This window comes from Kribbella pittospori (genome assembly GCF_004331465.1).
GTDB classification, from domain to species: domain Bacteria; phylum Actinomycetota; class Actinomycetes; order Propionibacteriales; family Kribbellaceae; genus Kribbella; species Kribbella pittospori.
Window position 1 is genome coordinate 1 of the sequence record NZ_SJKB01000007.1, and the last position, 26,273, is coordinate 26,273.

The following is a 26,273-nucleotide window of genomic DNA, read 5'->3' on the forward strand; positions in this document are numbered from 1 at the left end:
CCCACCGGCTGAACACCCGCCCACGACAGACCCTGGGATGGAAGACTCCAGCCCAAGCCCTCGACGAGGCGCTGCGTGCAACAACTGGTTGAAACCGCCCGGTCTGTGGTGGTCGATCGGTGCACAATGTCGGTCGTGGACCGCAGCGCCGAGGAGGTCCCCCGAAGGAGCTGTGCCGGGCCTGACCAGGGATCTGGCCGGTCTGGCCCTCGGGGTAGTCGGCTGGGACGTTGGTGACGGGCGGGTGATCGGCCGGCCACCGGTGGGAGGCGTGGCCGGGGTTGCCCGCGCGTGTTGAGCGCGGGTTCAGTGCGGGGTGGGCGGTTGGTGGTGGGGGTGCTGCTCGGGGCGGCGCCGTGAACAGTTTGTGGTGACGGTGAACAGCTCGTGCCGTGTCGAAGGTCCCCAGATCTTGTTCACGGTCCCGGCACCTAGCGCCGGGTGGTCAACGTGGTGGTGCGAGCTTGTGCACGGCTCGACCATGTCAACTGGTGGTGGGTGGTTGGCCGGTGCACAAGGTCGCAGGATGTAGGTGGTCGGGCGGCTCACGGCCAGCCCGCGGGTGGGGTTGGGGCCTTGTGGGTCAGGATACGGCCGGTGCGGTCGGAGAGGAGGCGGTCGAGGTTGGACTCGAACGACTCCTGCATGTGCCAGTCCGCAGTCAGCATGTAGAGGGTGCCGTCGTCGCCGAGCGTGCAGGCGAAGCCGGCGTGCTTCAGTGGGACGGTCTCGAGGATCTCTCCGCCTTCGGCGATGCGCAGGCAGGCTGGGCCGTTGTCCGCCCAGCCGGGAGTCCAGATGGCGCCGTCGGCGTCCATCACCATGCCGTCGCCGGTGTGAGGTGCCCACACGCGCCGACTCGACAGCGAGCCGTCGGCTGAGACGTCGTACGCCGTCAGCGTCTGAGCAAACGACTCGGCGATGACGAGAGTCGAGTTGTCCGGCGTGATCACCATGCCGTTCGGGAAGGCGAGCTCGTCGGCCACGCGTCGTACGGCGCCGTCGGGGGTGATCAGCACGATGAAGCCGGGGCGCTCGTCCTCATCAGGGTGGAAGTCGCAACCACCGTTGACGTAGATGTTGCCGCGCCCGTCGACGACAATCTCGTTCAACCCGCCGTACACCGAGAGGTCCGCATGCACGACCAGGTCGCCAGATGGCTCCTGCCGCAGCACCAAACCCTCCGGACCCGACGTCACCAGCAACCGCCCATCCGGAAGCCAATCAATCGAGAACGGCAACGTCGTCGGGACGCGAGCCATCACCTCGCACTTACCGGACGCATCAACCGCCAGCACCTCCTGAGCACCCCAGTTGGAGCACCACAACCGCCCATTACGCCACCGCGCCGACTCCCCAATCACCAGCCCACTCATCAGTACCTCAGCCATCACCACTCCTTCCGCCGTCTTTACCCCTACACGAACGGAGAACAAGTAGATCGACAGTGGGTTGAGGATTCACGTGATGTGATCCGACGCCCGGGGCGACCAGCAGTCGCCGTGATCACCTGCGTCGGCGCAGCACTCCGGTCCCCGGGTCTGCCGAGGATTCACGGGCTGCCGGATCCACGGTGTAGTCGCAAGCGGGCGACGCAGGAGCCTGCGCAAGGCAAGGACGGGTGGGAGGGAGCGGCTGCGAGCACGCGACGGCAGGAGCGCGCGTAGCGGGCGCGTGGGGCCGATTCCAGCCGCCCGGGAGACCGGGCGGCTGGTCGACGGGACTACTTCTTGACTGTTTTGTTGTATTGGTCGATTTGGGGCTTGATGGAGTCGGCTGCGGCCTTCATCGCGGTGGCCGGGTCGGTGCCTAGGACTGCCTTCTCCAGGCCGTCTTCGGAGGCCTTGCGGGCTTGGGGCATGACGCCGAGGATGCAGCCGGAGGAGGCGTTGGTCGGCTTGGTGTTGTGGAGTTGGGTGATCGCGGTGGTGAACTGCGGGTACTGCGCCACCCACGCCTTGTCCTCGGGGAGGTCCAGGGCCTTGGAGTTGATCGGGAAGTACCCGGTGCCGGTGTGCCACGCGGCCTGCTGCTCCGGCGAGGAGGCGAACTTCACGAACTCCCAGGAGGCGCGCTTCTCGGCGTCCGAGTGACCCGAGCCGTCGATCCAGAGCGACGCCCCACCGATGATCGGGCCGCCGCTGTCGGAGGCGGTCAGGTGCGGGAACGGCGCGGTGAGCACGGTGAACTTGCCCTTCGCCGCGTCCAGGTAGCCACGCAGCGATCCGGTCGACTCCAGGTGCATCGCCGACGTACCGGACTTGAACACGGCCTGCGCGTCGTCGGTCTTCTTGCCGGTGTTCGGCATCAGGCCCTGCTTGACCATGTCCTGGTACCAGGTGGCGACCTTGACGCCCTGCTCGTCGGCGAAGTTCACCTTGGTGGCCAGGTCCTTGCGGCCGTTGTCGTTGTCGCAGTACGTCGACCCGGACTGCGCGATCAACTGCTCGATGAACCAGCCGTAGATGGCGGCGTTGAAGCCGTACTGGACCGTCTTCCCGCCCTGCTTGATCGTCAGCTTCTTCGCGTCCGCCATGATCTCGTCGAGGTTCGTCGGCGGCTTGTTCGGGTCGAGGCCGGCCTTCACGAACGCCTCTTTGTTGATGTACAGCAGCGGCATCGACGTGTTGAACGGCATCGAGTTCAACTTGCCGTCGATCGAGTAGTAGTTGGCGATGTTCGGCTCGATCGAGTCCAGCGTGTAGCCGTCCTTGTCGGCGAAGCTCTGCACCGGCACGGTCTGCTTGGAGTCGATCATGAACCGCGAGCCGATGTCGTAGATCTGTACGACCGAAGGCGTGTTGCCCTGCTGCACCGACGTCTTGTACTTCGTGATCGTCTCGTCGTAGTCGCCCTGGTAGACCGCGGTGACCTCGATCTTGCCGGTGTGGGCGGCGTTGAACGCCTTCACCAACTTGTCGACGGCCGCGCCGTTGGCGCCCTTCATGCCGTGCCAGAAGGTGATCTTGGTGACGCCGGACGCCTTGTCCAGCGCGTCCGCGCCGGGCACGTCCTGGCCCCCGCTGGAGCTGCCGGAGTCGTCGCTGCTGCTCCCGCAACCGGCCGCCACCAGGGCGAGCACGGCCAGCAGAGAAGCGCCGATCGCCGTACGTCGTTGTCGGACTGATCGCATCGCAGTTGCCTTTCTTTACCGAATGGCGCCCGCGGTCAGTCCGCGGACGATGAATCGCTGGCCGAAGATCACGATGGCCAGGGTGGGAACGATGGACAGGGTGACGCCGGCCAGGATCAGGCCGGGGTCGGCCGCCTCGACGTCGTTGAGCTGGCTGATGCCGATCTGCAAGGTACGGCGGGATGCCGAGTCGCCGATCAGCAGCGGCCAGAAGAACTGGTTCCACGCGGACAGGAAGACGTACAGCCCGACCGCGGTCAGGGCCGGCTTGTTCAGCGGCAGCAGGATCCGGCGCAGGAACCGCCAGTGCCCGCAGCCGTCGATGGTTGCCGCGTCCCGCAGTTCGGTGGGGAACTGCAGGAACGACTGCCGCAGCAGGAACACGCCGAACGCGTTCGCCAGGAACGGCAGCACCAGCGCGATCATCGTCCCGGCGTACGTCGCGGTGAGCCGTTGACCACCGAGCTCCCAGCCGGTGATGGTCAGGTAGTTCGGCAGCACGATCGATTCCCACGGCACCATCAGCGTGGCCAGGAACAACCCGAACAGCACCGAGCGTCCCCACATCTTCATGAAGGCGAACGCGTACGCCGCCAGCACACTGGTGATCAGCTGCGACACAGTGATGATCGAGGTCTGCAGGATCGAGTTCAGGTACTGCTGCCCGATCGGCGTCCCGGACGACGACGCGCCCTTGTAGTTGCCGGTGAAGATGCCGTGCGGGAACAGATCCGGCGGGTACGACGAGATCTGGCCGGGCGACATGATCGATCCCGCGATCACGTAGTACACCGGGAAGATGACCGCGAGAGCCGCGAGGATCAGGACGGCGTACGTGATCAGCCGTCCGGCGGTGAGTCGCCTCACTTGTAGTGCACCCGCCTTTCCAGTAAGCCGAACTGGACCGCCGTGCAGACGAGCAGGATCACCAGCAGCACGATCGCCTGCGCGGACGCGGCGCCGAAGTCGCTCGCGTTGTTCGCGAAAGCGGTGTGGTAGATCGAGTAGACGAGCGTCTTGGTCGACTGCTCCGGGCCGCCTTCCGGCGTGAGGATCTTGATCTGGCCGAAGCCCTGCAGCGACTGGATCGTCGAGATCACGATCAGGAAGAACAGTTGCGGGCCGAGCAGCGGGACGGTGATGTGCCGCGACGCCCGCCAGCCGCCGGCGCCGTCCAGAGTCGCCGCCTCGTTGATCTCGGTCGGGATCGCGCCGATGCCCGCGGACAGGACCAGCACGTTGTAGCCGATGCTCATCCAGACCGTGGTGATGGCGACGCTGATCAGCGCCCAGGACGGATCCGTGAGCCATCCGATCCGGTCCACCCCGAACCGGCCGAGCAGGCCGTTCGCGAGCCCGATCGCCGGGTTGTAGATGGTGGCGAAGATGACGGACGCGCTGGCGACCGAGAACGCGAACGGCAGCGCGAACGCGGTCCGGAAGATCCGGATGCCCTTGATGTGCTGCTCGAGCAGCAGCACGATCACCAGGCCGCCGAGTACGCCGGGGATCACGGTGAGCAGCACGAACGCGAAGGTCACCCAGAGGATGTGCCGGAACTCAGCGGAGCCGAGCATGTCGCGGTAGTGCTGCAGTCCGACGAACGCATCCGGCCGGCCGAACAGGTCGGAGCCGTGCAGCGACAGCGAGACGGACTTGCCGAGCGGCCAGACGATGAAGAGCGCGAACACCACCAGGCAGGGCACGAGCATCAGCCAGGACAGCAGGGACGCCGGGGTGGGGCGGCGGCTTGTCGCGGCCGCGACGGCCGCGGGTGTGGTGCGGCGGCTTTTGGCGGCCGATACCGTACGTGTAGTCAATCGCTTACCTCCAGTAGAGCGCAGTCTTACACCGCCCGGGGCCTACTAAGCCAGAGCACGCTAGGCTGAGGGCCCGTGAAGGTCTTGGTGGTCGGCTCGGGTGGCCGCGAACATGCACTGGTCTGGGCGCTGGCCCAGGACCCTGAGGTCGACGCGGTCGTCGCGGCCCCGGGTAACCCTGGCATCGCCGTGTTGCGTCCGGCGTACGACGGGCAAACGATTGTTTGCTGTTCGGTGGACATCTCCGACCACGATGCGGTCGTCGCCCTGGCGAAGGAGATGGGCGCGGACCTGGTCGTGGTCGGGCCGGAGGCGCCGCTGGTCGCCGGGCTGGCCGATCCGCTCCGCGATGCGGGCATCGCGGTCTTCGGGCCGTCCAAGGACGCCGCCCAGATCGAGGGGTCGAAGGCGTTCGCCAAGGACGTGATGGCCACGGCGAGCGTGCCGACCGGCCGGGCCTACGTCTGTACCACGCCCGAGCAGGCCGCGACCGCGATCGACGCGTTCGGGCCGCCGTACGTCGTGAAGGATGACGGACTGGCCGCGGGCAAGGGTGTCGTGGTGACGTCCGACCGCGACGAGGCGCTCGCGCACGCGGCGGGTTGCGAGCAGGTGCTGATCGAGGAGTACCTCGACGGCCCGGAGGTGTCGCTGTTCGCGATCAGCGACGGTACGACGGTGCTGCCGCTGCAGCCGGCGCAGGACTTCAAGCGCCTCGGCGACAACGACGAGGGCCCGAACACCGGCGGCATGGGCGCCTACACACCGTTGCCCTGGGCACCGGACAAGCTGGTCGAGGAGATCACCGAGAAGGTGATCCAGCCAACGATCGACGAACTGCGCCACCGCGGTACGCCGTTCACCGGACTGCTGTACGCCGGTCTGGCGCTGACGTCGCGCGGGGTCCGGGTGATCGAGTTCAACTGCCGCTTCGGCGACCCGGAGACGCAGGCGCTGCTTCCGTTGCTGAAGACCCCGCTGGGCGGAGTCCTGTACGCCGCCGCCACCGGCAAGCTGGCCGATCAGGAGCCACTGGCCTGGCAGACCGGTTCCGCCGTGGCGGTCGTGGTCGCCGCGAAGAAGTACCCGGCCAGCCCGCGCAGCGGCGACGTGATCAGCGGTGTCGACCAGGCCGAGGCCGACGGCGTCCAGGTCTTCCACGCGGGTACGGCGCTCGACGGTGACGACCTGGTCACCTCGGGAGGCCGCGTGCTCGCGGTCAGCGCGGCCGGCGAGGACCTGGACGAGGCCCGCCGGCGTGCGTACGCCGCGGTCGGCCAGATCCGGATCAAGGGCTCCCAGCACCGCACCGACATCGCCTTGAAGGCCGCCCGCGGCGAGATCACCGTCTGATCCGACGTTCCGCGGGAACCTCCTCGCTCCGGCCGACACATACACAGTGCAAGGGTCGTGAGGCGGAGGGAGCGGCATGCAGGCGGTGTGGGACGGAGTGGTGGTGCCCGCGGGATCGGAACGGCGGCTGTGGGATCGGACCGCGGACGGTGACGCGGAGGCGTTCGCGCAGTTGTACGACCGGCATGCCCGGGCGGTCTACAACTTCCTGCACCGGCGCACAGCGTCCTGGAGCGATGCCGAGGATCTGACCTCGGCGGTCTTCCTGCAGGCGTGGCGGCGACGGCACGAGGTGGTGCTCGACCGCGACTCCGCGTTGCCCTGGCTGCTCCGGACCGCCGACTACACGGTGCGGAACGACTGGCGCTCCAAGCTCCGCTACCGGCGTGCTCTGGCCGCGGCGGAACAACTGCCCACCGAGATCGGCGACCACGCCGATGACGTGGCCGGCCGCCTCGACGACGACCAGCGGATCCGCGCGGCCCGCGAGTCGCTGAAGCACCTGCGCCGGCACGAACGCGAGATCGTCGAACTCTGTGTCTGGGCCGGTCTGGACCAGGCCGCGGCCGCCGTCGCGCTCGACGTACCGATCGGGACCGTGAAGTCCCGGCTGTCCCGCGCCCGCAAGCGCCTGCGCGAACTCAATCATCCTTCTGCCGTGGAGAGCGACCGATGAACACACTGCCGCCCGAAGGGGATCTGCGCCCGGCGACGCGGGAACGTCAGCGCGCCGAGTTGACGGCGATCGTCGAGCACGAGTCCGCCAACGCACGCCCGCGCCGCCTGCTGGTTCCACTGGCCGCCGCGGCTGCGATCGCCCTGATCGCCGGCGCGGCGATCGCCGTACCCGCACTGAGCGACCACAAGTCGGCCGGCCCGGCCGGAAACCCCAACCCCGTTGCGTTGGGTGTGACGGTCTTCACACCGATCGCCGCCGGTCAGCAGACTGCCCTGACCTGGGAGTGCGGGGACAAGATGACCTACTCGCCGCCGGCGGAGAAAGTGGCCGGCTTCCGGGCCGTGAACCCGCCGGCGGACGCCGTCGCGACCACATTCGTGGTCATGCACGCGATCGGTAACTGGAAGTTCTGCGGGTACGACTCGAACGGCAAGCGGTCGACCGGCGGGATCCAGAAACCGGGCGACGACATGATGGACCCGGTGGAGATGCGCGGAGCCGGTGCCGGATCGTACGTCGAGGGTGTGGCTCGCATCACCATCACTCCGCTCGGCGGACAGCCGTACGAGGCGGACCTCCAGCACGGGTTCTTCTACGCGTCCGTGCCGAACGTGCCCTTCGCCGGGAAGGGCACCGACAGCACGCCGACGGAGTACATGGTCCGCGCGTACGACGCGAGTGGCGCGCTGATCTACACCAGCCCGAAGACCAGGGGCGAACGCCAGGCCCGGGACGCCCGCTGCGTTGTGGACGCCACCGGCGAGAGGTTCCTGCGGCCGTACCCGCCAGGCTTCAAGATCACCGACCCCGAGCTGAACCTGTCCACCGAGCACCCTGCGGCCGGTATGCCGGACCCCAAGTCCTGTGTCCGCGCCCACACCTGGAACTGGCTGCCCTGACGCCTGCGAGGATGGCGGGGTGTTGCGCAGCTGGAAGGTCGCCCTGTTCGCCCTGCTGATCGGGGTCGCGTTCGCAGCGTGGTCTGCGGCCCGTGGGAACGGTGGGTCCGCCGTCGTGCAGCTGGCGACCTTCGTCGTACTCGCGTTCCTGTTCTCGCCGCTGGTGTTCCCGCGATCGGTGCGCGCCGCCGAGGCGGCGGCTCGAGGCAAACCCGTCGTCTACTGGCGACCTGGCTGCCAGTACTGCCTGCGGCTGCGGCTGGCGCTGATCGGTGTGGCCGGTCGAGCGTCCTGGGTCAACATCTGGACGGATCCCGAGGCCGCTGCCGCGGTGCGGGCGGTGGCGAACGGTAACGAGACCGTACCGACCGTGGTGGTGGACGGCGAGAGCCGGGTGAATCCCGGGCCCGGGTGGGTGCGGGAGCGGCTGCGTACCGGACCGGTGGGCGAGTAGCGGACAATAGACGGGTGTCGAAGCCCAGCAAGCCCCGGATCCCCAACGTTCTCGCGTCGCGCTACGCCAGTGTGTCGATGGCTCAGCTGTGGTCGCCGGAGTACAAGATCGTGCTCGAACGGCGGCTGTGGCTGGCGGTCCTGAAGGCCCAGAAGGAGCTCGGGGTCGCGGTGCCGGACGGAGTGATCGAGGACTACGAGCGGGTGGTGGAGCAGGTCGACCTGGAGTCGATCGCGGCCCGCGAGCGGGTCACCCGGCACGACGTGAAGGCGCGGATCGAGGAGTTCAGCGCGCTCGCCGGGCACGAGCACATCCACAAGGGCATGACGAGCCGGGACCTGACCGAGAACGTCGAGCAGCTGCAGATCCGGGCCGGTCTCGAGCTCGTCCGGGACCGCGCGGTGGCGACCGCCGTACGGCTTGGTCAGAAGGCCGCCGACCACGCGGCGCTGGTGCTGACCGGTCGCTCGCACAACGTTGCCGCGCAGGCGACCACGCTGGGCAAGCGGTTCGCATCGGCCGCCGACGAGTTGCTGGTCGCGATCGCCCGGATCGAGGAGCTGATCGGGCGGTACCCGCTGCGCGGCATCAAGGGTCCGGTCGGTACGTCGCAGGACATGCTGGACCTGTTCGGTGGCGACCCGGCGAAGCTGGACAAGCTGGAGAGCGACATCGCCCAGCACCTCGGCTTCAGCCGGACGCTGACCAGCGTCGGCCAGATCTACCCGCGGTCCCTCGACTACGACGTCGTCTCGGCGCTGGTGCAGCTTGCCGCCGGGCCGTCCAGCCTGGCGACCACGATCCGGCTGATGGCCGGGAACGAGCTGGTCACCGAGGGCTTCAAGGAGGGCCAGGTCGGTTCGTCCGCGATGCCGCACAAGATGAACACCCGGTCCTGCGAGCGGGTGAACGGTCTGGCGGTGATCCTGCGCGGGTACGCGTCGATGGCCGGTGAGCTGGCCGGCAACCAGTGGAACGAAGGTGACGTCTTCTGCTCGGTGGTACGCCGGGTCGCCCTGCCGGACGCGTTCTTCGCGCTGGACGGTTTGTTCGAGACGTTCCTGACAGTGCTGGACGAGTTCGGGGTCTACCCGGCCCTGGTCAGCCGGGAGCTGGAGCGGTACCTGCCGTTCCTGACCACGACCAAGGTGCTGATGGCCGCGGTGAAGAACGGCGTCGGCCGGGAGACCGCGCACGAGGTGATCAAGGAGCACGCGGTCGCCACCGCGCTCGACCTGCGCAAGGGCCTGACGGAGAACGACCTGTTCCGCCGGCTCGGCCAGGACGGCCGCCTCGGCCTCACCGAGAACCAGATCGTCGGCATCGTCGGCGAGCCGCTGTCCTTCACCGGCGCCGCCGTCGCACAGGTCAACGCCGTCGTCGCACAGATCGACGACCTCGCCAAGCGCTACCCGGACGCCGCCACCTACACGCCAGGTGACATCCTCTAGCTCGTGTTCGAACCGCTGACCTGGGTGCTGGTGGGCCTCTCGCTGGCCGCGATGGTGTACGCCATCGTGCTGGCCGCGCTGAACAAGCGGATCAACTGGACCCTGCTGGCTGCCCTCGCCGTGATCGAGGTCGGCCTGCTGGCGCAGTTGGTCATCGGCATCGTGCAGCTCGCCGGGACGTCCCGCGACGTCTCCAGCCCGTTCTTCATCGGCTATCTGATCGGCTCGCTGATCATCCTGCCGATCGGTGCGCTGTGGGCGCTGGCGGAGAGCAGCCGCTGGGGTGCCGGCGCGCTGGCCGTCGCCTGCCTGGTGATCCCGGTGGTCGAGCTGCGCCTGTACGAGATCTGGACCGCCTGACATGACCGACCCCGTCGAGACCCAGCACGATCCCGAAGCGACCAGGCACGGGCCTGGCCGGATCCTCATCCTGGTGTACGGCGTCTTCGCGCTGTCGGCCACCGCGCGGGCCGGCGTACAGATCGCGACCCAGTTCTCCGACGCCCCGATCGCCTATCTGTTGTCGGCCGTTGCCGCGATCATCTACTGCGCCGCGACCTTCGCGTTGGCCAAGGCAACAAAGGTCTCGCGCCGGGTCGCGACCGCCGCGATCGCGGTCGAGCTGATCGGCGTTCTCGCCATCGGCGCCTTCAGCTACGCCGCTCCCGACGACTTCCCGGACGCGACCGTGTGGTCGCACTTCGGCCAGGGCTACGGGTTCGTGCCGGTGGTGCTGCCGGTCCTCGGTCTGCTCTGGTTACGGCGTACTCGCTAGGAGCTTCCAGCGGAGTGCCCGCAGCAACGTCCGCGGGCGGGCGAGCGCGCTGGGGTGGTCGAGCATCGTCGTCACCCGGTTGAACTGCACGTTGACGCGGGGATCGGGAAGTCCTCCCGGCAGCGCTTCCGGAAGTCTGCGAGGTCGCGGGTCGGTCGGTCGTCGGCGTACCCGGCCACGAGCACCAGCCAGCGGTCACCCTCGACCGCCAGAACGCCGCCCTGCCGAGGCGGCTGCCCGCTGCCGGGCTGGTTCTGCGCGATCGAGATCCCGATGGCGGAGATCGTCGGGTCCTGTTTGAGCAGGGCGCTCGCGTAGTTGAGCTTGATCGGCATCCGCCGCATCGTCGGCTGCGGCCAGCCGGCTGCTCCTAGCCAGTCGCTGAGCCGGCTCGATCGTCCGGTCGCGTCGACCACCAGGTCAGCGGGTTCGGTGACCAGTGGGCCGTCGGTTGGTTGGTATCGCACGGCGCTTACTCGGTCGCCGGTGAAGTCGATCCCGTCGGCTCGCCGTGGATCAGCCGGATGTTGCCGATCGCCAGCGTCCGCCGCCGTACGAGCGACTCGAGGAACGGCCGCGTGCTCACCAGCGACTTGCCGACGGAGTCCCGTGGCGGCAGCGGACGGAGTACGCCGTTCACGTAGTTCCGGATCGTCTCCGGCTCCGGACTCGTCGCCCCGGCCGCGATCGCTGAGGGCCCGCGCCGCCATCAGGCCGGCCATGCTTGCGCCGAGCACGATGGCTCGCCGCATCAGAATCCTTGTGTCCGCAGGGCGTTCGCCGGTGGCGATCCGTGCGAAGCGTTGAGCAGCAGACATGACCAGGAGCAGCCCCCCAGGCAGCGGCGACGGAGACTCAACCCTAGTTCGGAGACCGTCTGTTCGCGGATGGGCGCATGTCGCGACTCCCAGCGAACTGCCAGCCGCGCGCAGGGGTCGCCCAAGGTTCGCCGGACAGCATCGGTTGCATGCAGACATCCGGTCATCCCAGTGGTCCGTCGGTCGAGATCGTCGTACCCGCCTTGAATGAGGAAAACGACCTCGGCCCGAACATCAGGCGACTGCGTGAGTTCCTCGACACCGCCTTTCCGTTCCCGGCTGAGGTCTGCATCGCGGACAGCGGAAGCACCGACGCCACCTATGAGATCGGCGCGCTGCTGGCGGCCGAACTGCCTGGAGTCCGCATCGTCCGGCTCGAGCAGTCCGGTCGCGGCCGGGCGCTGAAACAGGTCTGGTCCGAGAGCACCGCCGACGTGCTCGCCTACATGGACGTCGACCTGTCCACCAACCTGAACGCCCTGCTGCCGTTGGTCGCACCACTGTTCGCCGGGCACAGTGACATTGCCATCGGCACCCGGTTGTCGAACGGCTCCCGAGTGGTACGGCGGCCGAACCGGGAGTTCATCTCGCGCTCGTACAACCTGTTGCTACGGGCAACCTTGAGTGTGCATTTCTCCGACGCCCAGTGCGGGTTCAAGGCGATCCGCACCGACGTCGCCCGCGAGCTGCTGCCGCTGATCCAGGACACCAACTGGTTCTTCGACACCGAGTTGCTGGTGCTGGCCGAGAAGGCCGGGCTGCGGATCCACGAAGTACCCGTCGACTGGATCGACGACCCCGACTCGCGGGTTGCGATCGCCAAGACCGTCGGCGAGGACCTGCGCGGGATAGCCCGGCTGACGCGGGATCTCGGTCGCGGGCGAATCGCTCTCGATCCGGTCCGCTGGGCCTACGGCCGCCCGCGGATCCTCGATCCCCGGACGGCGCTGGCTGCGCGGGTACTGCGGTTCTGTGCGATCGGCGTCTTGAGCACAGCGGCGTACGCGCTGCTCTATCTCGTACTGCGGCAAGGCATGCCGGCCCAGGTGGCGAACCTGCTGGCGCTGCTGATCACGGCCGTCGGCAACACCGCGCTGAACCGGCGGATCACCTTCGGGGTCACCGGCGCGGAGAACCGCTGGCGACATCAGTTGCGCGGACTCGTCACCTTCGGCATCGGCTGGAGCCTGACCGCGTCGTCCCTCTGGCTGTTGCACACCGCGGTGGCTTCGCCACATCAGGCGGTGGAGGTCACCGTCCTGACCATCGCGAACCTGGCCGCGACCGTGGTCCGGTTCAGCCTCTTCCAGGCCTGGGTCTTCAACGACGAAGCACCGACCCTGCCCACCTTCGAACCCCCGGCGGTTCTCGACCAGACCCGGAGCAACTGACATGGCCACCATTACCGATCCCGTCGAGGCGCCCCCGCGCCGTACCGGATCCCGATCGGTCGCCACCCAGTACACGATCGGCCGGGACAAGGTCCTGTACGGCGGCCTGCTGGTGCTGACCGCGATCGCGTATCTGTGGGGACTGAGCAAGAACGGCTACGCCAACGAGTACTACGCGGCCGCAGTCCAGGCCGGATCGACCAGCTGGAAGGCCTGGTTCTTCGGGGCGTTCGACGCGTCCAGCTTCATCACTGTCGACAAGACACCGGCCGCCTTGTGGGTGATGGGGTTGTCCGGGCGGATCTTCGGGTTCAACACCTGGAGCATGCTGGTCCCGCAGGCGCTGATGGGCGTGGCGAGCGTCGGGTTCGTGTACGTGTCGGTGCGACGATGGTTCTCGGCGAACGCCGGACTGCTGGCTGGTGCGATCCTCGCGATGACGCCGGTCGCCGTACTGATGTTCCGCTTCAACAACCCGGATGCGCTGCTGATCCTGCTGCTGTGCGCGGGTGCGTGGGCGGTGACGCGGGCGATCGACTCCGAGAAGCACGCGGCGCGGTGGATGATCCTGGCCGGGGCGCTGGTTGGCTTTGGCTTCCTGGCGAAGATGCTGCAGGCGTTCTTGGTTCTGCCGGCGTTCGGGATTGCGTACTTGGTTGCCGGGAAGCCGGCGCTGGGGAAGCGGGTTGTGCACAATGTGCTTGCGATGGTCTCGCTGATTGTGAGTGCGGGGTGGTGGATCGCGATCGTCGAGTTGCTGCCGGCGTCGGCGCGGCCGTACATCGGTGGCTCCTCGACGAACAGCATTCTCGAGCTGACGCTGGGCTACAACGGGCTTGGGCGGTTGAGTGGGAACGAGACTGGATCCGTTGGTGGCGGTGTTGGAAATCCTGGGTGGGGTGGCGCTACCGGGTTGCAGCGCTTGTTTGGCGGTGAATTTGGTTCGCAGATTGCTTGGTTGGTGCCGGCTGCTCTGCTTGCGACGGTCGTGCTGGTTGTTGCTGCGGGCAAGGCTCCGCGGACGGATCGGACACGGGCGTTTGCTCTGATCTGGGGCGGATGGTTGGTGGTGACCGGGCTGACGTTCAGCTATATGCAGGGGATCATCCACAGCTACTACATGATCGCGTTGGCGCCGGCGATCGGTGCGCTGATCGGTGCGGCGATGATGGTGCTCTGGCGGCGACGGTCGGCGTGGTTGCCGAGGGCAACGCTGGTTGGTGGTGTGGTGCTGACCGCTGGGTGGAGCTTCGCGTTGTTGAACCAGAACTCATCCTGGCATCCGTGGTTGCGGTGGGTGGTGCTGCTGACCGGCGTACTCGGAGCTGGTGCGGTGTTGCTGCTGCCCGAGTTGGGGTTGCACAAGACGGCGGCCCGGCGGGCCGGGATGTTCGCGGCCGCGCTGCTGGTGGTGAGCGCGCTGGCCGGACCTACGGCGTACTCGCTCTCGACGATCAGCACGGCACACGCCGGCGCCCTCCCATCCGCCGGCCCATCAGGCTCCGGTGGGATGGGCGGTGGACCAGGCGGTGCCTTCGGCGGTGGCCGTCAGATGGGCACCCCGCCCGGCCAGACCGGCAACGGTGCGACGGGCAACGGTGCGACGGGCAACGGTGCGACCGGGAACGGTGCGACGGGGAACGGGGCTCCCGGATCAGTGCGGGGTGGGAACGGTGGTGCCGGTGGGTTCCTTGGCGGGGGTGGAACGAGTGGAGTTTCGAGTGAGCTGGTGACGCTGCTGCAGCAGGGCGCGAAGGGCTATACCTGGGCGGCTGCGGCGGTGACGGCCAACGGTGCCGCGCCACTGCAGATCGCGTCGGGCGAGCCGATCATGGCGATCGGTGGGTTCAACGGAACCGACCCGGCGCCTTCCCTCGCGGAGTTCCAGGACCTGGTTGCCCAAGGCAAGATCCACTACTTCGTCGGCAGCGGCGGAGGCGGCTTCGGCGGCGGCCGCGGCGGCACCTCCAACGAAATCGCTACCTGGGTAGCCGAGAACTACGAAGCCCAAACCGTAGGCAACACCACCATCTACGACCTCACAACCTGAACAGGAGCACAAGATGACCCATAACCCCACCCATCCAGCAGGCACCGCCCCCGAAAACCAACGGCAACCAGCCCAAGCCACCATCAACCCACCCACCCCGCCACCAGCACCCACCGCCAACCAGACCCACCCCACCAACCCGACCCACCCCGCCAACCCGACCAAGCCCGCGGCCCCGTCGGAACCCGCCGCTGCCCCGTCGGAACCCACCGCCGCCCCGGCACGCGCAGCCGCGCCGCAAGCGGCGGCCGCTCCGTCGGCGTACCCCTCCGCGCCACCAGCACAACGCGCTGGCGCCAAGAACCAATGGCAAGCAGCCCGAGCCGCCGCTAACCCATCCACCCCGTCACACGCGGCCGGCTCGGCCGGCCGAACCGCGCCGTCCGGACCCGGCGCCGGTGCATCACACCCGGGCGCGCCGCAGGCGCCGGTGCACCCCTCCGCACCATCGGAGCACGGCGCCGGGCCGGCGCACCCCTTCGCGCGTCCGCCGCACAGCGCGGGCTCGGCGCACCCCGCAGCACCGTTGGGATCCAGCGCCGGCGCATCACAGGCAGACGTGCCGCAGGCGGCCGCTCGGGCGGCGCATCTCTCCGCGCCACCGGCACACGGCGCCGGCTCGGCTCAGCCCGCCGCGTCGTCGGGACCCAACGCCGGCCCGCCGCCCGACGTAGAAGCGGCGCACGCGGCGGCACACCCCTCCACACCACAGGCGCACGGTGGAGGCTCGGCGTACCCCTCCGCGCGACCAGCACAAGGCGCTGGCGCCGAGAACCAATGGCAAGCAGCCCGAGCCGCCGCCAACCCATCTACCCCGTTAGACCCGTGTGCCGCCGGCGAGTCCCACTCCGCCGCGCCGTCGGGAACCAACGCCGGCCCGCCCCCCGTAGGAGCGGCGCACGCGGCGGCACGCCCCTCCACACCACAGGCGCACGGTGGAGGCTCGGCGTACCCTGCGGCGCCGTTGGGCTCCAGCTCCGGTGGATCAACGGCAGGCGCGCCGCAGGTGGGAGCTGCTTCGGCGGCGTACTCCTCCGCGTCATCGGCGGAAAGCCCTGGCGCCGAGAAGCAATGGCAAGCAGCGCGAGCCGCCGCTAACCCAGCGGCTCAGTCGGGACCTGACGTCGGGGCGCCGCAGGCAGGTGCGCCGCAGGCGGAGGGCGGTCTGCCGGCGCACCCCTCCGCGCCGCCGGGACACCCGACTGCGTCGGAGGTGGTGGGTGTGGGGGAGGGGAAGGGCGGGGGTCGGCCGGGGAGTGTGGTGTTGGCGGGGGCTGGGTCTTTGCTTGCGGTGCTTGCGTTTCTTGGTGGGATGGCGGTTGGGCATTCGTGGGATGGGACGGCCAACCAGCAGAACCAGGTTGGTCCCGGTGGGCGGCAGTTCCCGGGGCAGGGCAACGGGCAAGGTGGCACGGGGCAAGGGACTGTCCCGGGGCAGCAGGGTCAGAACGGGCAGGGCACGGTGCCGGGTCAGCAGGGGCAAGGCACTCAGCCCGGTACCGGCACTCAGCCTGGCACGGGGACTCAGCCGGGCACGGGAACTTAGTCCGGGACGGGAAGTCAGTCGGAGACGGGAAGTCGGCCGGGGACGAGGACTCAGCCGGGGACGGGACTCAGCCTGGCACGGGACCCGGCTGGGCACGGGAACCTAGTCCGGGACGGGAAGTCGGCCGGGGGCGGGAACTTAGTCCGGGACGGGAAGTCGGCCGGGGACGGGAACTTAGTCCGGGACGGGAAGTCGGCCGGGGACGGGAACTTAGTCCGGGACGGGAAGTCGGCCGGGGACGAGGACTCAGCCGGGGACGGGAAGTCAGCCGGGCACGGGAAGTCAGCCGGGGTCGGGGACGCAACCGGGGACGGGAAGTCAGTCGGGGTCGGGGACGCAACCGGGCCGGAAGTCAGCCCGCGTCGGGGAGTGGTGGTTCGGGTGGCGAGGTGCGGGCGAGTTGAGGGGGTGGGAGAGCAGCCCGGCGGGCTTGGGCGGACACTCGGCTCGTCGGGCGCTGCCGTGGTTTGGCCAGTGAGAGCAGCCGCGGTTTGGGTCGGTGGGAGAGGCAACCAAGTGGGTCGGACTGCCGGCGACGGACGGTGACGACACGCGGGGACGGTTCGGGGTGGGGGTGGGTGGGGTAGGGATGGGGGCGTGGAATGGTCGAACGTCACCTGGTTCCTGACCGCCCTGGGGGCGGTCGTCGTACTACTGACGCGCGTCCGGCTCGGTGGAACGGTGGTGGACGGCACGGGCCATGGCGCCGGACGTCACGGGTATTCCGCTGTCCTGCTGCGACTTCACACCACCGTCGGCGTGCTCACGTTGCTCGTCTGGGTCGTTGCCCTCGTCACCGGACGGCAGGAGATCGCTTTCGTGGCCCTGGCCGGATGGTGGCTGCTGGCAATCGTCGGATTGTTGCTGCTGGCCCGTTGGTTGCCGAGCGGCGGCAAACATTCGGAGGACGCGGCAACAGACGCCTGGGGCTCCGGCGCCGGCCTTTCGTTGCTCGGCCACGTCGGGATGGTCATCGGCGTCGGCTACTTCACCTTCGTCACGCTGACGGATCGCCTCTGAGTCCGTCCAGCAGCGCGGCGATCGACCGCCGTACGCCGGTCTCGAAGTCCTCCTGCGTCAGCGTGGCACCGGCTCCGGCGACCCGGTCGTACAGCAGGCCGTCCATCATCGCGGCCGCCGGCCAGGCGGCTTCGTCCGGCCGCGGAATGCCCAGCATCTCAAGCAGTCGTGCCAGGCCCACCCGCAACTGCCGTCCGCCCTCGTCGATCGCCGCCCGCAGTTCGGGCTGACGGCTCGCCTCCAGTGACAGTTCGTAGCGCGCGACCAGGTCGTCCGGCCGGTCTCGTGCCAGCCCGATCGTCATCCCGATCAGCAGGTCGAGCGGACCACGGTCGGCGTCCGGCGGCATGGTCGCCAGGTCCCGGCTGACCATGCGGTTCACGCAGGCCGTCAGCAGCGCGCTCCGCGTGCGCAGATAGTACGACGTCGATCCCGGCGGCAGCCCAGCCTCCGCATCCACCGCGCGGTGGGTCAGCCCGCGCAGGCCGCGGGTCGCGACGAGATGGATCGCGGCGTCGGCGATGGCGTCCCGGCGATCCGCGCCGAGCGGAACCTGCTTCGTCACCCTGGCAGTCTCCCATTCCGCATCCTCCTCTACAGGTGTAGAGTATCGTGCATGAGTACGGCGATCGTGGTGGGAGCGGGAATCGGCGGGGTCACGGCGGCCGTCGCACTGCAACGGTGCGGATGGCAGGTCTCGGTGCTGGAACGGGCGCCGGAGCTGGGCGAGGTGGGTGCCGGGATCTCCGTCTGGCCGTCGGCGGTCGCCGTTCTGGAGGAGCTCGGGGTCAAGGGCGTCGAGAAGGCTGCCGTGGTGTCCAAGCCGGCCGGGATGCGGAAACCGAGCGGCCGCTGGGTACTGGCGGCGGCGGACTTCGGCGTCGAGATCCCGGTGATGATCCACCGGGCCCAGTTGCACGAGCTGATCACAGCCCAGTTCGGTCCGGCCATCACGGTCCGAACTGGGTACCCAGTCACGAAGATCAGCCAGGACGAGGCCGGCGTGACGATCAACGACGACCTGCGGGCCGACCTGGTCGTCGCTGCCGACGGGATCCGCAGTGTGATCCGGGGCGCGCTCCACCCGGAGTACGCGGGACCGCGGTACTCCGGCTACACGGCGTACCGGGGGATCGCTGACCTCGAGGTCGACGACGGGGGCGGTGAGACGTGGGGGCGCGGGAGGCGGTTCGGGTTCGCGCGGCTGATCGACGGGCGGATCTACTGGTACGCGACCGCGAACCAGCCGGCCGGCCAAAGCGGCGATCACGCGGAGGTGAGCGAGGCGTTCGGCGATTGGCATGACCCGATCCCGAAGCTCCTCGCCGGCACCGAGAACGTGCTGCACAGCGACATCTACGACCTGGAGCTGCCGCTGGTCCCGTTCGTCCAGGGCCGCGTGGTCCTGCTCGGCGACGCCGCGCACGCGATGACGCCGGACCTCGGCCGCGGCGCATGCTCCGCCATCGAGGACGCCGGCGCCCTCGCCCGCCACCTCCGCGAGACCCCCGACCTCATCACCGCCCTGAGCAAGTACGACGCCGAACGGCGACCCGCCACGACCAAGCTGGTCAAGCGATCGCGGGGAATCGGCCGAGTCGGCCAACTGGAGAACCCGATGGTCCGCGCCCTCCGCGACGGCCTCTTCACCATCGGCGGCAAGCTGGCCGGACTCCGTCGGCGGTGAGCGGATCTGCACCACTCACCAACCTCGCCCGATCCAGGCAGCCGGCGTCCGGCCAGGCGGAGCGCTGGCCGAAGGCGGGGGTTTGGTGAGTGGCGGAGGTCCGGGTGAAAGAATCCTGGTGTGACCACACTTCCGCAGGCAGCCGAGATCCCCGGTGCGAAGCACCTCCACTCGGGCAAGGTCCGGGATCTGTACGAGCTGGATTCCGGCGAGCTGCTGATGGTGGCGAGCGACCGGATGAGTGCGTTCGACTGGATCCTGGAGACGCCGATCCCGGACAAGGGCAAGGTGCTCACCGCGATGAGCCTGTGGTGGTTCGAGCAGTTCGACGTACCGAACCACATCCTGTCCACCGACGTACCGGCCGAGGTCGCGGGTCGTGCGGTGGTGTGCGAGAAGCTGGACATCTTCCCGGTCGAGTGCGTCGCCCGCGGCTACCTGAGCGGCACCGGCCTGCTCGACTACAAGGCCACCGGCGCGGTCTGCGGCATCCCGCTCCCGTCCGGACTGGTCGAGGGCTCGCGGCTGGACCAGCCGATCTTCACCCCGGCGTCCAAGGCCGAGCTCGGCGAGCACGACGAGAACGTCTCGTACGACGCTGTGGTCGCGACTGTCGGTGCGGACACGGCGGCGGCGCTGCGGGATCTGACGATGGACATCTACACCAAGGCGCACGCGATGGCGGAGCAGCGCGGGATCATCCTGGCCGACACGAAGTTCGAGTTCGGTGCCCGGGCGGACGGCACGATCGTGCTGGCCGACGAGGTGCTGACCCCGGACTCGAGCCGCTTCTGGCCGGCCGATCAGTGGTCGCCGGGCAAGCAGCAGCCGTCGTACGACAAGCAGATCGTCCGCGACTGGCTGCAGTTCGAGTCCGGCTGGGATCGCACGTCCGGCGAAGCCCCGCCCCCGCTGTCCGACGAGGTCATCGAGCGCACCCGCTCGGCGTACATCAGTGCGTACGAGGAGTTGACCGGGCGGAAGTTCACCGCCTAGAAGAGGCCGACTCCCAGGGCGAGCAGGATGAAGCGGGCGCCGCGGCCGGCCAGGGTGGAGAGGGTGAAGGTGACGACGCCCATCCGGGAGGCGCCGCCGATGAGCGCGACGCCGTACAGCGGTGGGATGCCGACCGAGGCGCTCAGCAGAGTGACCGGGACGCCCCAGCGGCGGTCACTCATCGCGTCGAGGAGCCGCTTGCTGACGTCGCGGTTCCACTGCACGAACCGTCCCCAGCGGGTGTCCAGGTTCACCGCCTTGGGCTCCTCGGACATCCGCGAGGCGTACCCCGGGCGGTAGCGCACGGCGAGGAACATCGCGACCTTGCCGATGGTCTGGCCGATCGAGACCCCGATCGCGGCGACCACGGGGTCCAGCGCACCGGAGACGCCGACGCCGAGGACATAGGCCTCCGCGTTCATCACCGGTACGACGGCGGACCCGATCCCGAATCCGACCGCCAGCGCCAACTGCCACACCCACATGCATGGAAGCGTAGGCGCCGGACCTAGCCCGGGCAGTGGTGCCTGCACCACTTCAGGGAGGAACCCGGGGCCCCTCAACCCCGGATCCCAGCTCTCCCCTAGGTGGTGCGGAGGTTGGCCGGATCGACCGCGTCCCGCACCTGACCACCCAGTACGCCGGTCGCCAGCGCCGCCAGCGCTCCGGCCAGTACGCCGACGACGGCGGCCGCGATCAGGACGAAGACGACCACGGACGACGTGTCCGCAGTCGGATCCACCCGGCTCTGGAAGGAGCAGACCAGCCCACCGCCGATCAGCACACCCGCACCGACAGCTACCGCTGCCGGTCCGGTCAACTGGATCCGCACCGACCGCAGGACCTGCGCAGCGCCCATCCCGAAGACGTTGAGCGCGGCCAACTGGCTTCGCTGGTCGAGCAGGTCGTCCGCCGCGCCCGCCAGCATCGCCACTCCGGCCGCCAAGGCGGCGAACAGGCTGAGCAGTGCGACGAAACCGAGGCCGGTGTAGATGAAGTCGCCGTGCGCGGTCAACTCACGATCACTGAGCTGGTAGTCCCGGCCGATGGCCAGCACTGCCCCGACGACGCCACCGCAGATGACCAACAGCGCGAGCATGCGGCCGACCGATCGCGCGGTGTGGAGCAGTCGGCCGCCGGCCAGCATGCGCACCGGGTCACCCGACCGCTCCAGCCGCCGGCCGTACGCCGCAACCGCGACGGGCGCGAACCCGGACGCAGCCAAGAGGACACCAGCGGCCTGGGCAAAGATCCGCACGAAACCGAAGGACATCAGACTCAGCACGACCAGAGCCGTTCCGACGGCGCCGATGGTGACGTACCTGGCTTGCCAGCCTGCCCGATCCGGCTCGCTCCTCGGTTCGGTCGAGAGCTGCCGACGGAGAAGACCGCCGGCTCCCGAGGCAACCAGGGCGAGCACGACAGCGAGGACGGGCCAGGCCACCAGGTCACCCAGAGCGGGGGCCGGAAGCACCCGACCCACCTGCGGCAGAGACTGCAGGACAGCCGCCAACGCGAAGTACACCGGCCCGGCCAGCACACCACCGAGCAGACCGCTGAGGCCGGCTTCGGCTGCGCCGATCAGCCGCACCTGGCTGGGCGTCGCGCCGCCCAGTCGCAGCGCCGCCAGTCGCCGGTCGCGAGCCGCCGTACCGAGCCGGAGGGCCTGGAGCGCCAGAGCGCAGGCGGCAGCCGCCAGGAGTACGACGGCTGTCACGACGCCTGGGCGCAGGCCGTCCTCGGTCAGATAGGTGCTGTACGCCGCACCGTCGACACTGCCGAGTCCCATGATGCGTTGACCGGCGAGGAGGAAGACGCCGGCGACGGCGACGGCCGCGACCAGCAGTGTCGATCGGCGCCGGTCGGTGGACGACTTCGGCCGGGCCAAGGTGATCAGAGTCGTGATGGTCATGACAGCCTCACCTCATGTTGGACGACGCCGTCCCGCAGCCGGACCTCTCGATCGGCGTAGGCGGCGACCAGGTTGTCGTGCGTGACGATCACCAGCGCGGCGCCGCCGTCGCGGGCGGAGGCGACGAGCAGTTCCATCATTTGCTCGCCTGCGCGACTGTCGAGACTGCCGGTCGGTTCGTCGGCGAACACGACCGCCGGGCCGGTCACCAGCGCCCGCGCCACTGCCGCACGCTGGTTCTGACCGCCGGACAGCTCGCTCGGCAGGGCCTCGCTGTCCTCTGCGACGCCGACCCGCTCCAGCCAGCCGAGCGCCGCCCGCCGCGCGGCCGCCGCATCGTGTCCTTCCAGCAACAGCGGCAGGGCGACGTTGTCCTTCAGCGAGAGGTCGGGCACAAGCTGGCCGAACTGCAGCACGATGCCGACCTGAGTACGGCGTACTCGTGTCCGCTCGGCCTCGGAGAGCTCGGAGAGGTCGCGGCCGGCCAACGCCACCGTGCCCGCCTGTGGACGGAGGATGCCGGCGGCGCAGTGCAACAGGGTGGACTTGCCACATCCGCTGGGTCCGGTGACGGCCACGATCTCGCCGGCGTCGACCCCCAATGAGACACCGCGCAGGGCGACGTCACGACGGTAGGCGTACTCCACCCGCTGGATCTCCAGGGCGGCGTCGGTCATCGATTCGTCTCCTTCTGTTCGGTGATCCGGTCCATTGCTCGGTCCAGCCAGCGCAGGTCCGCGTCCAGGTGCAGTGCCACGTAGTCACGCACCAGCCAGGACGACGAGTCGCCTCCGCCCTCGGCGGACTTGAGCTCGCGGATCCGGCGTAGGTAGATGGCCCGCTGCCGGGCCAGGTAGGCGGAGGCGTCCTCGCCGGTCCGGATGGTCGCGACGACTTTGCGGACCATCTCGTCGACGCCGCCGGGGGACGGCTCGATCGGCTCGGCGAGCCAGCGGGTCAGGTGCTCGCGGCCCTTCGCAGTCAGCGCGTAGACGGTCCGCTCCGGACCGCCCTCGGACGCCCGGTCGACCACCTCGACCAACTCGTCGCGCTCCAGTCGCCCGAGTGTTGTGTACACCTGCCCGAACGCCAGCGGGCGGCTGTCCGGGAACCAGGAGTCGTGGCCGCGCTTCACGTCGTACCCGTGCGCCGGACCGGCGGAGAGTAGTCCCAGAACGAGCTCGGCGGTTGCCATGAGCAGGACTATACACCGAGTGTATGTACTGAGTGAATAGTCCGCGATGCGGCGTTCTGGCGCCTGGTCGGTAGGATTCAGGGCGTCACGCCGGAACGAAACCTGGAGTAGTCAGTGGCTCGCGTTGTCGTCGACGTCATGCTCAAGCCCGAGATCCTCGACCCGCAGGGCAAGGCGGTGCACGGCGCGTTCGGCCGGCTCGGCTTCGACGGCGTGGCCGACGTCCGGCAGGGCAAGCGGTTCGAGATCACCCTGGACGGCGAGGCGACCGAGGAACGGGTCGCCGAGATCCGCAAGGCCGCCGACACGCTGCTGGCCAACCCCGTGATCGAGGACTACACCTTGCACGTCGAGGGCGACGCGCAGTGAAGATCGGGGTCGTCACCTTCCCGGGTTCGCTCGACGACGCGGACGCCCGCCGCGCGGCCGCAGTGGCCGGCGCCGAGCCGGTCGCGCTTTGGCACGGCGACGCCGACCTGCACGGCGTGGACGCGGTCGTCCTGCCGGGCGGATTCTCGTACGGCGACTACCTCCGCGCCGGTGCCATCTCCCGGTTCGCGCCGGTGATGGAGACCATTATCAAGAAGGCCGGCGAGGGTCTGCCGGTGCTGGGCATCTGCAACGGCTTCCAGGTGCTGTGCGAGTCGCATCTGCTGCCCGGCGCACTGATCAAGAACCACCACCGCAAGTTCATCTGCAAGGACCAGCCGCTGCGGATCGAGAACAACCGCACCGCCTGGACCAGCGACTACGACGCCAACCACGAGATCACCATCGTGCTGAAGAACCAGGACGGTTCGTACGTCGCCGACGAGGCCACGCTGGACCGGCTGGAGGGTGAGGGCCGGGTCGTCGCCCGCTACCTGGCCGATAACCCGAACGGCTCGTACCGCGACATCGCCGGGATCACCAACGAGCGCGGCAACGTGGTCGGCCTGATGCCGCACCCGGAGCACTGCGTCGAGACACTGACCGGCCCGACCACGGACGGCCTGGGCTTCTTCACCTCGGTGCTGAAGGCCGTCGTCTCCAGCTGATGAAGTCGTCAGGGCTGCGGCGCCTCCTGACTCGCACCCTCTTTCTGACCGCGGCGATCCTGATCGCCGCCGCTGGTACGGCGAATGCCCAGTCGGCGAGCCTGATGGCGAAGGTCGTGGTGATCGGCGTACCGGGACTGACCTGGAACGACGTGAAGGACTCGCCGGAGCTGACCGCGCTGGTGAACCAGTCCCACGTCGGCTCGATCACGGTGAAGACCGCCGGGCCACACACCTGCCCGGTGGACGGCTGGCTGACGATCAGCGCGGGCACACGGGCTTGGGGGAGCGTCGCCGACCAGCCGTGCGGCGACCTGCCCGCCGTGACGGACGGCAAGGTCGCAAGCTGGCAGACGTACGTCGACCGGCAGGCCGAGCACCACACCGGTGCGCCCATCGGCCGGCTCGGTCAGACCGGATACCCGATCTGCGGGTTCGGTCCAGGCGCCGCGATCGCCTTGGCGCGGACTGACGGATCGGTGACGAACTGGCAGCCGGAGTTCGATCAGGCCCGGTTGGCGAGCCCCGCGTGCGGTGACGCGATCGTCGACGCCGGGGCGCTGCCGATAGGCGAGGGGCGGGCAGAGGCCCGCAAGAAGGTTGCGGACCTGGTCGCCGATGCCCGAGCGGCCGGAGGGTGGGTTCTGCTCGTCGGTGTCAGCCAGGAGTTGGCCAACTCACACCAGGAGCCCCTGGTCGCCATGCAGCTCCCGCCGGACAACGGCCCGCGCTGGCTGACCAGCGACAGCACCCGGCGGCCCGGTCTGATCCAGCTGACCGACATCACCGCGACGATCCTCAAGGGACGAACCGCCGCCGAGGTGGATCCCGCCGGGGCGGCGAAGGCCGGTCCGCTGGACGGGAACGAGATCCACTTCACCGGCCCTGTGCACACCAACGCCGAGGCGGTCATCGAGAATCGGCTGGACGCCAATCAGCGGTTCGAGCAGCCGCGGCCGGTTCTGGTCGCGGTCTCGGTGACGATCCTGGCCGCGGAGCTGCTCGCGCTCGCCTGGTTCTGGTTCACCCGCAGCCCCCGCTCCCGGCGTACCTTCATCTTCACGCTGCTCACGCAGGGCGGGTTCTTCATCGCGGTCTTCCTGTCCACCGCGACCGTGTGGTGGCGCTGGCCGGCGCCCGGATTCTCCTTGTACTGCGTGGTTCTGGGGATCAGTGCGATCCTGGCGGCCGTGTCCCAGCTGGTCCTGAAACGGTATGCGTTCCTGGGGATCACGCTGGCGGCGTACCTGATCTTGCTGGTGGACGGCGTACTCGGGACGCCGCTGCAGTTCGGCAGCATGTTCACGGACGGGCCAGTGGTCGGTGGGCGATTCTACGGCTTCGGCAACTCGACGTTCGCGACGCTGGCGGTCGCTGCACTCGTCACGGCCGGGTGGGCCGCGCAGAAGCTGATCGACAAGAGCAGAGTGCAGGCCGCGCTCGCTGTGCTCGTCATCGGCGGCGCTGCGATCGTGGTGGACGGCAGACCGGGCTGGGGGACCGACTTCGGCGGCATCCTCGCACTGACACCGGCCGTGCTGCTGATGGCCTGGCTGACTTGGCGCGGCAGCATCTCACTGCGTGCACTGATCGGCGTGGGTGTTGCCGGCGTACTGGCGGTGTCGGCCGTCGCGTTCCTCGACTACCTGCGGCCGCCGGACCAGCGGAGTCACTTCGGTACGTTCGTGGCCCGGCTGCTGGACGGCGACGTCAGCGACGTACTGATCCGCAAGCTGGACATGGCGGTGCAGTTCTTCACCGGGCCGGCCGGCTGGGCCATGCTCGTCGGTGTGGTGCTGGCCATGCTTGCCACTGTGTTTCCGGACCGGGTGCCGTTCCCGGCGTACCGGACCTTCTACTCGAGTCTGCCGATGATCCGGCCGACTCTGCTCGCCCTGTCGGCCTGCGGTCTGGTCGGCATGCTGCTGAACGACGCCGGGGTCACACTGCCCGCGATCATGACCGGGTTCAGCCTTCCACTGCTGGTGGCCCACCTGTTGGCTTCCGAGCAGCCCGCTACCGTTTCACCTGAGTCCCACCTAGTGCAGGAGTCCTGA

At 68.9% G+C, this 26,273-nt stretch carries 26 protein-coding genes; 15 read left to right on the forward strand and 11 right to left on the reverse strand.

From position 1 onward, the window contains the following. Positions 1-545: 545 nt before the first annotated feature. The 4 genes from E0H73_RS22045 to E0H73_RS22060 all read right to left on the reverse strand — a co-directional run bounded on the left by E0H73_RS22045 (position 546) and on the right by E0H73_RS22060 (position 4,953). A complete protein-coding gene (locus E0H73_RS22045; RefSeq protein WP_131359570.1) occupies positions 546-1,391 on the reverse strand; it encodes an SMP-30/gluconolactonase/LRE family protein in 846 nt (281 codons plus the stop codon). A 332-nt stretch (positions 1,392-1,723) separates the two neighbouring features. Then, positions 1,724-3,133: an ABC transporter substrate-binding protein gene (locus tag E0H73_RS22050; protein ID WP_131359572.1), complete on the reverse strand. Its 1,410-nt coding sequence runs from the start codon at positions 3,131-3,133 to the stop codon at positions 1,724-1,726. 15 nt (positions 3,134-3,148) lie between these two features. Then, complete coding sequence (locus tag E0H73_RS22055; protein WP_131359574.1) at positions 3,149-4,000, reverse strand: carbohydrate ABC transporter permease; 852 nt, start codon at positions 3,998-4,000, stop codon at positions 3,149-3,151. Beyond that, positions 3,997-4,953: a carbohydrate ABC transporter permease gene (locus E0H73_RS22060; RefSeq protein WP_238164164.1), complete on the reverse strand. Its 957-nt coding sequence runs from the start codon at positions 4,951-4,953 to the stop codon at positions 3,997-3,999. The genes E0H73_RS22055 and E0H73_RS22060 overlap by 4 nt, the downstream gene beginning before the upstream one ends. Before the next feature lie 75 nt (positions 4,954-5,028). Here E0H73_RS22060 and purD point away from each other — a divergent pair, with 75 nt between their 5' ends. The 7 genes from purD to E0H73_RS22095 all read left to right on the forward strand — a co-directional run bounded on the left by purD (position 5,029) and on the right by E0H73_RS22095 (position 10,564). Next, the gene (gene purD / locus E0H73_RS22065; protein ID WP_131359576.1) at positions 5,029-6,306 is read left to right on the forward strand and encodes a phosphoribosylamine--glycine ligase; all 1,278 of its coding nucleotides are present in this window, start codon (positions 5,029-5,031) and stop codon (positions 6,304-6,306) included. 76 nt (positions 6,307-6,382) lie between these two features. Further along, positions 6,383-6,982: an RNA polymerase sigma factor gene (locus E0H73_RS22070; RefSeq protein ID WP_131359578.1), complete on the forward strand. Its 600-nt coding sequence runs from the start codon at positions 6,383-6,385 to the stop codon at positions 6,980-6,982. After that, the gene (locus tag E0H73_RS22075; protein ID WP_131359580.1) at positions 6,979-7,884 is read left to right on the forward strand and encodes a hypothetical protein; all 906 of its coding nucleotides are present in this window, start codon (positions 6,979-6,981) and stop codon (positions 7,882-7,884) included. Before E0H73_RS22070 ends, E0H73_RS22075 begins: the two co-directional genes overlap by 4 nt. A gap of 19 nt (positions 7,885-7,903) precedes the next feature. Next, complete coding sequence (locus tag E0H73_RS22080) at positions 7,904-8,338, forward strand: glutaredoxin domain-containing protein (RefSeq protein WP_131359582.1); 435 nt, start codon at positions 7,904-7,906, stop codon at positions 8,336-8,338. A gap of 14 nt (positions 8,339-8,352) precedes the next feature. Further along, complete coding sequence (gene purB, locus E0H73_RS22085; RefSeq protein ID WP_202867505.1) at positions 8,353-9,789, forward strand: adenylosuccinate lyase; 1,437 nt, start codon at positions 8,353-8,355, stop codon at positions 9,787-9,789. A 3-nt stretch (positions 9,790-9,792) separates the two neighbouring features. Further along, on the forward strand, positions 9,793-10,149 hold the full coding sequence (locus E0H73_RS22090; protein WP_131359586.1) for a hypothetical protein: 357 nt from the start codon (positions 9,793-9,795) through the stop codon (positions 10,147-10,149). A 1-nt stretch (position 10,150) separates the two neighbouring features. Continuing rightward, entirely contained in the window at positions 10,151-10,564 is a 414-nt protein-coding gene (locus E0H73_RS22095; RefSeq protein ID WP_131359588.1) for a hypothetical protein, read from the forward strand. A gap of 71 nt (positions 10,565-10,635) precedes the next feature. Here E0H73_RS22095 and E0H73_RS22100 read toward each other — a convergent pair whose 3' ends face one another. Both E0H73_RS22100 and E0H73_RS45935 read right to left on the reverse strand, forming a co-directional pair. Then, on the reverse strand, positions 10,636-11,031 hold the full coding sequence (locus E0H73_RS22100; RefSeq protein WP_131359590.1) for a hypothetical protein: 396 nt from the start codon (positions 11,029-11,031) through the stop codon (positions 10,636-10,638). Between the two features lie 5 nt (positions 11,032-11,036). Further along, the gene (locus E0H73_RS45935; protein WP_165555776.1) at positions 11,037-11,204 is read right to left on the reverse strand and encodes a hypothetical protein; all 168 of its coding nucleotides are present in this window, start codon (positions 11,202-11,204) and stop codon (positions 11,037-11,039) included. Positions 11,205-11,531: 327 nt separating this feature from the next. Here E0H73_RS45935 and E0H73_RS22105 point away from each other — a divergent pair, with 327 nt between their 5' ends. From E0H73_RS22105 to E0H73_RS22125, 3 genes are all read left to right on the forward strand, one after another. Next, positions 11,532-12,773, forward strand: a complete 1,242-nt coding sequence (locus tag E0H73_RS22105; RefSeq protein ID WP_131359592.1) for a bifunctional glycosyltransferase family 2/GtrA family protein — start codon at positions 11,532-11,534, stop codon at positions 12,771-12,773. Between the two features lies 1 nt (position 12,774). Next, positions 12,775-14,823: a glycosyltransferase family 39 protein gene (locus E0H73_RS22110; RefSeq protein WP_131359594.1), complete on the forward strand. Its 2,049-nt coding sequence runs from the start codon at positions 12,775-12,777 to the stop codon at positions 14,821-14,823. Positions 14,824-16,966: 2,143 nt separating this feature from the next. Then, a complete protein-coding gene (locus E0H73_RS22125; RefSeq protein ID WP_131359598.1) occupies positions 16,967-17,389 on the forward strand; it encodes a hypothetical protein in 423 nt (140 codons plus the stop codon). On the opposite strand, the gene E0H73_RS22130 is transcribed toward E0H73_RS22125, so the two are convergent. Then, complete coding sequence (locus tag E0H73_RS22130) at positions 17,367-17,954, reverse strand: TetR/AcrR family transcriptional regulator (protein WP_131359600.1); 588 nt, start codon at positions 17,952-17,954, stop codon at positions 17,367-17,369. The two genes, E0H73_RS22125 and E0H73_RS22130, sit on opposite strands and share 23 nt — an antisense overlap. Before the next feature lie 51 nt (positions 17,955-18,005). Between E0H73_RS22130 and E0H73_RS22135 the strand changes: the two genes are divergently transcribed. Together E0H73_RS22135 and E0H73_RS22140 are read left to right on the forward strand one after the other, a co-directional pair. After that, positions 18,006-19,076, forward strand: a complete 1,071-nt coding sequence (locus E0H73_RS22135; RefSeq protein WP_131359602.1) for an FAD-dependent monooxygenase — start codon at positions 18,006-18,008, stop codon at positions 19,074-19,076. Between the two features lie 120 nt (positions 19,077-19,196). Next, positions 19,197-20,072 carry a phosphoribosylaminoimidazolesuccinocarboxamide synthase gene (locus tag E0H73_RS22140; protein WP_131359604.1) on the forward strand — a complete coding sequence of 292 codons (876 nt, stop codon included), beginning with the start codon at positions 19,197-19,199 and terminating at the stop codon, positions 20,070-20,072. Here the strand turns inward: E0H73_RS22140 and E0H73_RS22145 are convergent. The 4 genes from E0H73_RS22145 to E0H73_RS22160 all read right to left on the reverse strand — a co-directional run bounded on the left by E0H73_RS22145 (position 20,069) and on the right by E0H73_RS22160 (position 23,179). Beyond that, entirely contained in the window at positions 20,069-20,557 is a 489-nt protein-coding gene (locus E0H73_RS22145) for a hypothetical protein (RefSeq protein ID WP_131359606.1), read from the reverse strand. The genes E0H73_RS22140 and E0H73_RS22145 overlap by 4 nt on opposite strands. 98 nt (positions 20,558-20,655) lie before the next feature. Then, on the reverse strand, positions 20,656-21,984 hold the full coding sequence (locus E0H73_RS22150) for an FtsX-like permease family protein (RefSeq protein ID WP_131359608.1): 1,329 nt from the start codon (positions 21,982-21,984) through the stop codon (positions 20,656-20,658). Beyond that, a complete protein-coding gene (locus E0H73_RS22155; RefSeq protein ID WP_131359610.1) occupies positions 21,981-22,661 on the reverse strand; it encodes an ABC transporter ATP-binding protein in 681 nt (226 codons plus the stop codon). The genes E0H73_RS22150 and E0H73_RS22155 overlap by 4 nt, the downstream gene beginning before the upstream one ends. Then, positions 22,658-23,179, reverse strand: coding sequence for a PadR family transcriptional regulator (locus tag E0H73_RS22160; protein WP_131359612.1), 522 nt, complete (start codon positions 23,177-23,179; stop codon positions 22,658-22,660). Before E0H73_RS22160 ends, E0H73_RS22155 begins: the two co-directional genes overlap by 4 nt. A gap of 114 nt (positions 23,180-23,293) precedes the next feature. Here E0H73_RS22160 and purS point away from each other — a divergent pair, with 114 nt between their 5' ends. The 3 genes from purS to E0H73_RS22175 are packed head-to-tail and all read left to right on the forward strand — an operon-like array spanning position 23,294 to position 26,273. Further along, a complete protein-coding gene (gene purS, locus E0H73_RS22165; RefSeq protein ID WP_131359615.1) occupies positions 23,294-23,548 on the forward strand; it encodes a phosphoribosylformylglycinamidine synthase subunit PurS in 255 nt (84 codons plus the stop codon). Then, complete coding sequence (gene purQ, locus E0H73_RS22170; protein WP_131359617.1) at positions 23,545-24,216, forward strand: phosphoribosylformylglycinamidine synthase subunit PurQ; 672 nt, start codon at positions 23,545-23,547, stop codon at positions 24,214-24,216. The genes purS and purQ overlap by 4 nt, the downstream gene beginning before the upstream one ends. Continuing rightward, positions 24,216-26,273, forward strand: coding sequence for a hypothetical protein (locus E0H73_RS22175; RefSeq protein ID WP_131359619.1), 2,058 nt, complete (start codon positions 24,216-24,218; stop codon positions 26,271-26,273). Before purQ ends, E0H73_RS22175 begins: the two co-directional genes overlap by 1 nt.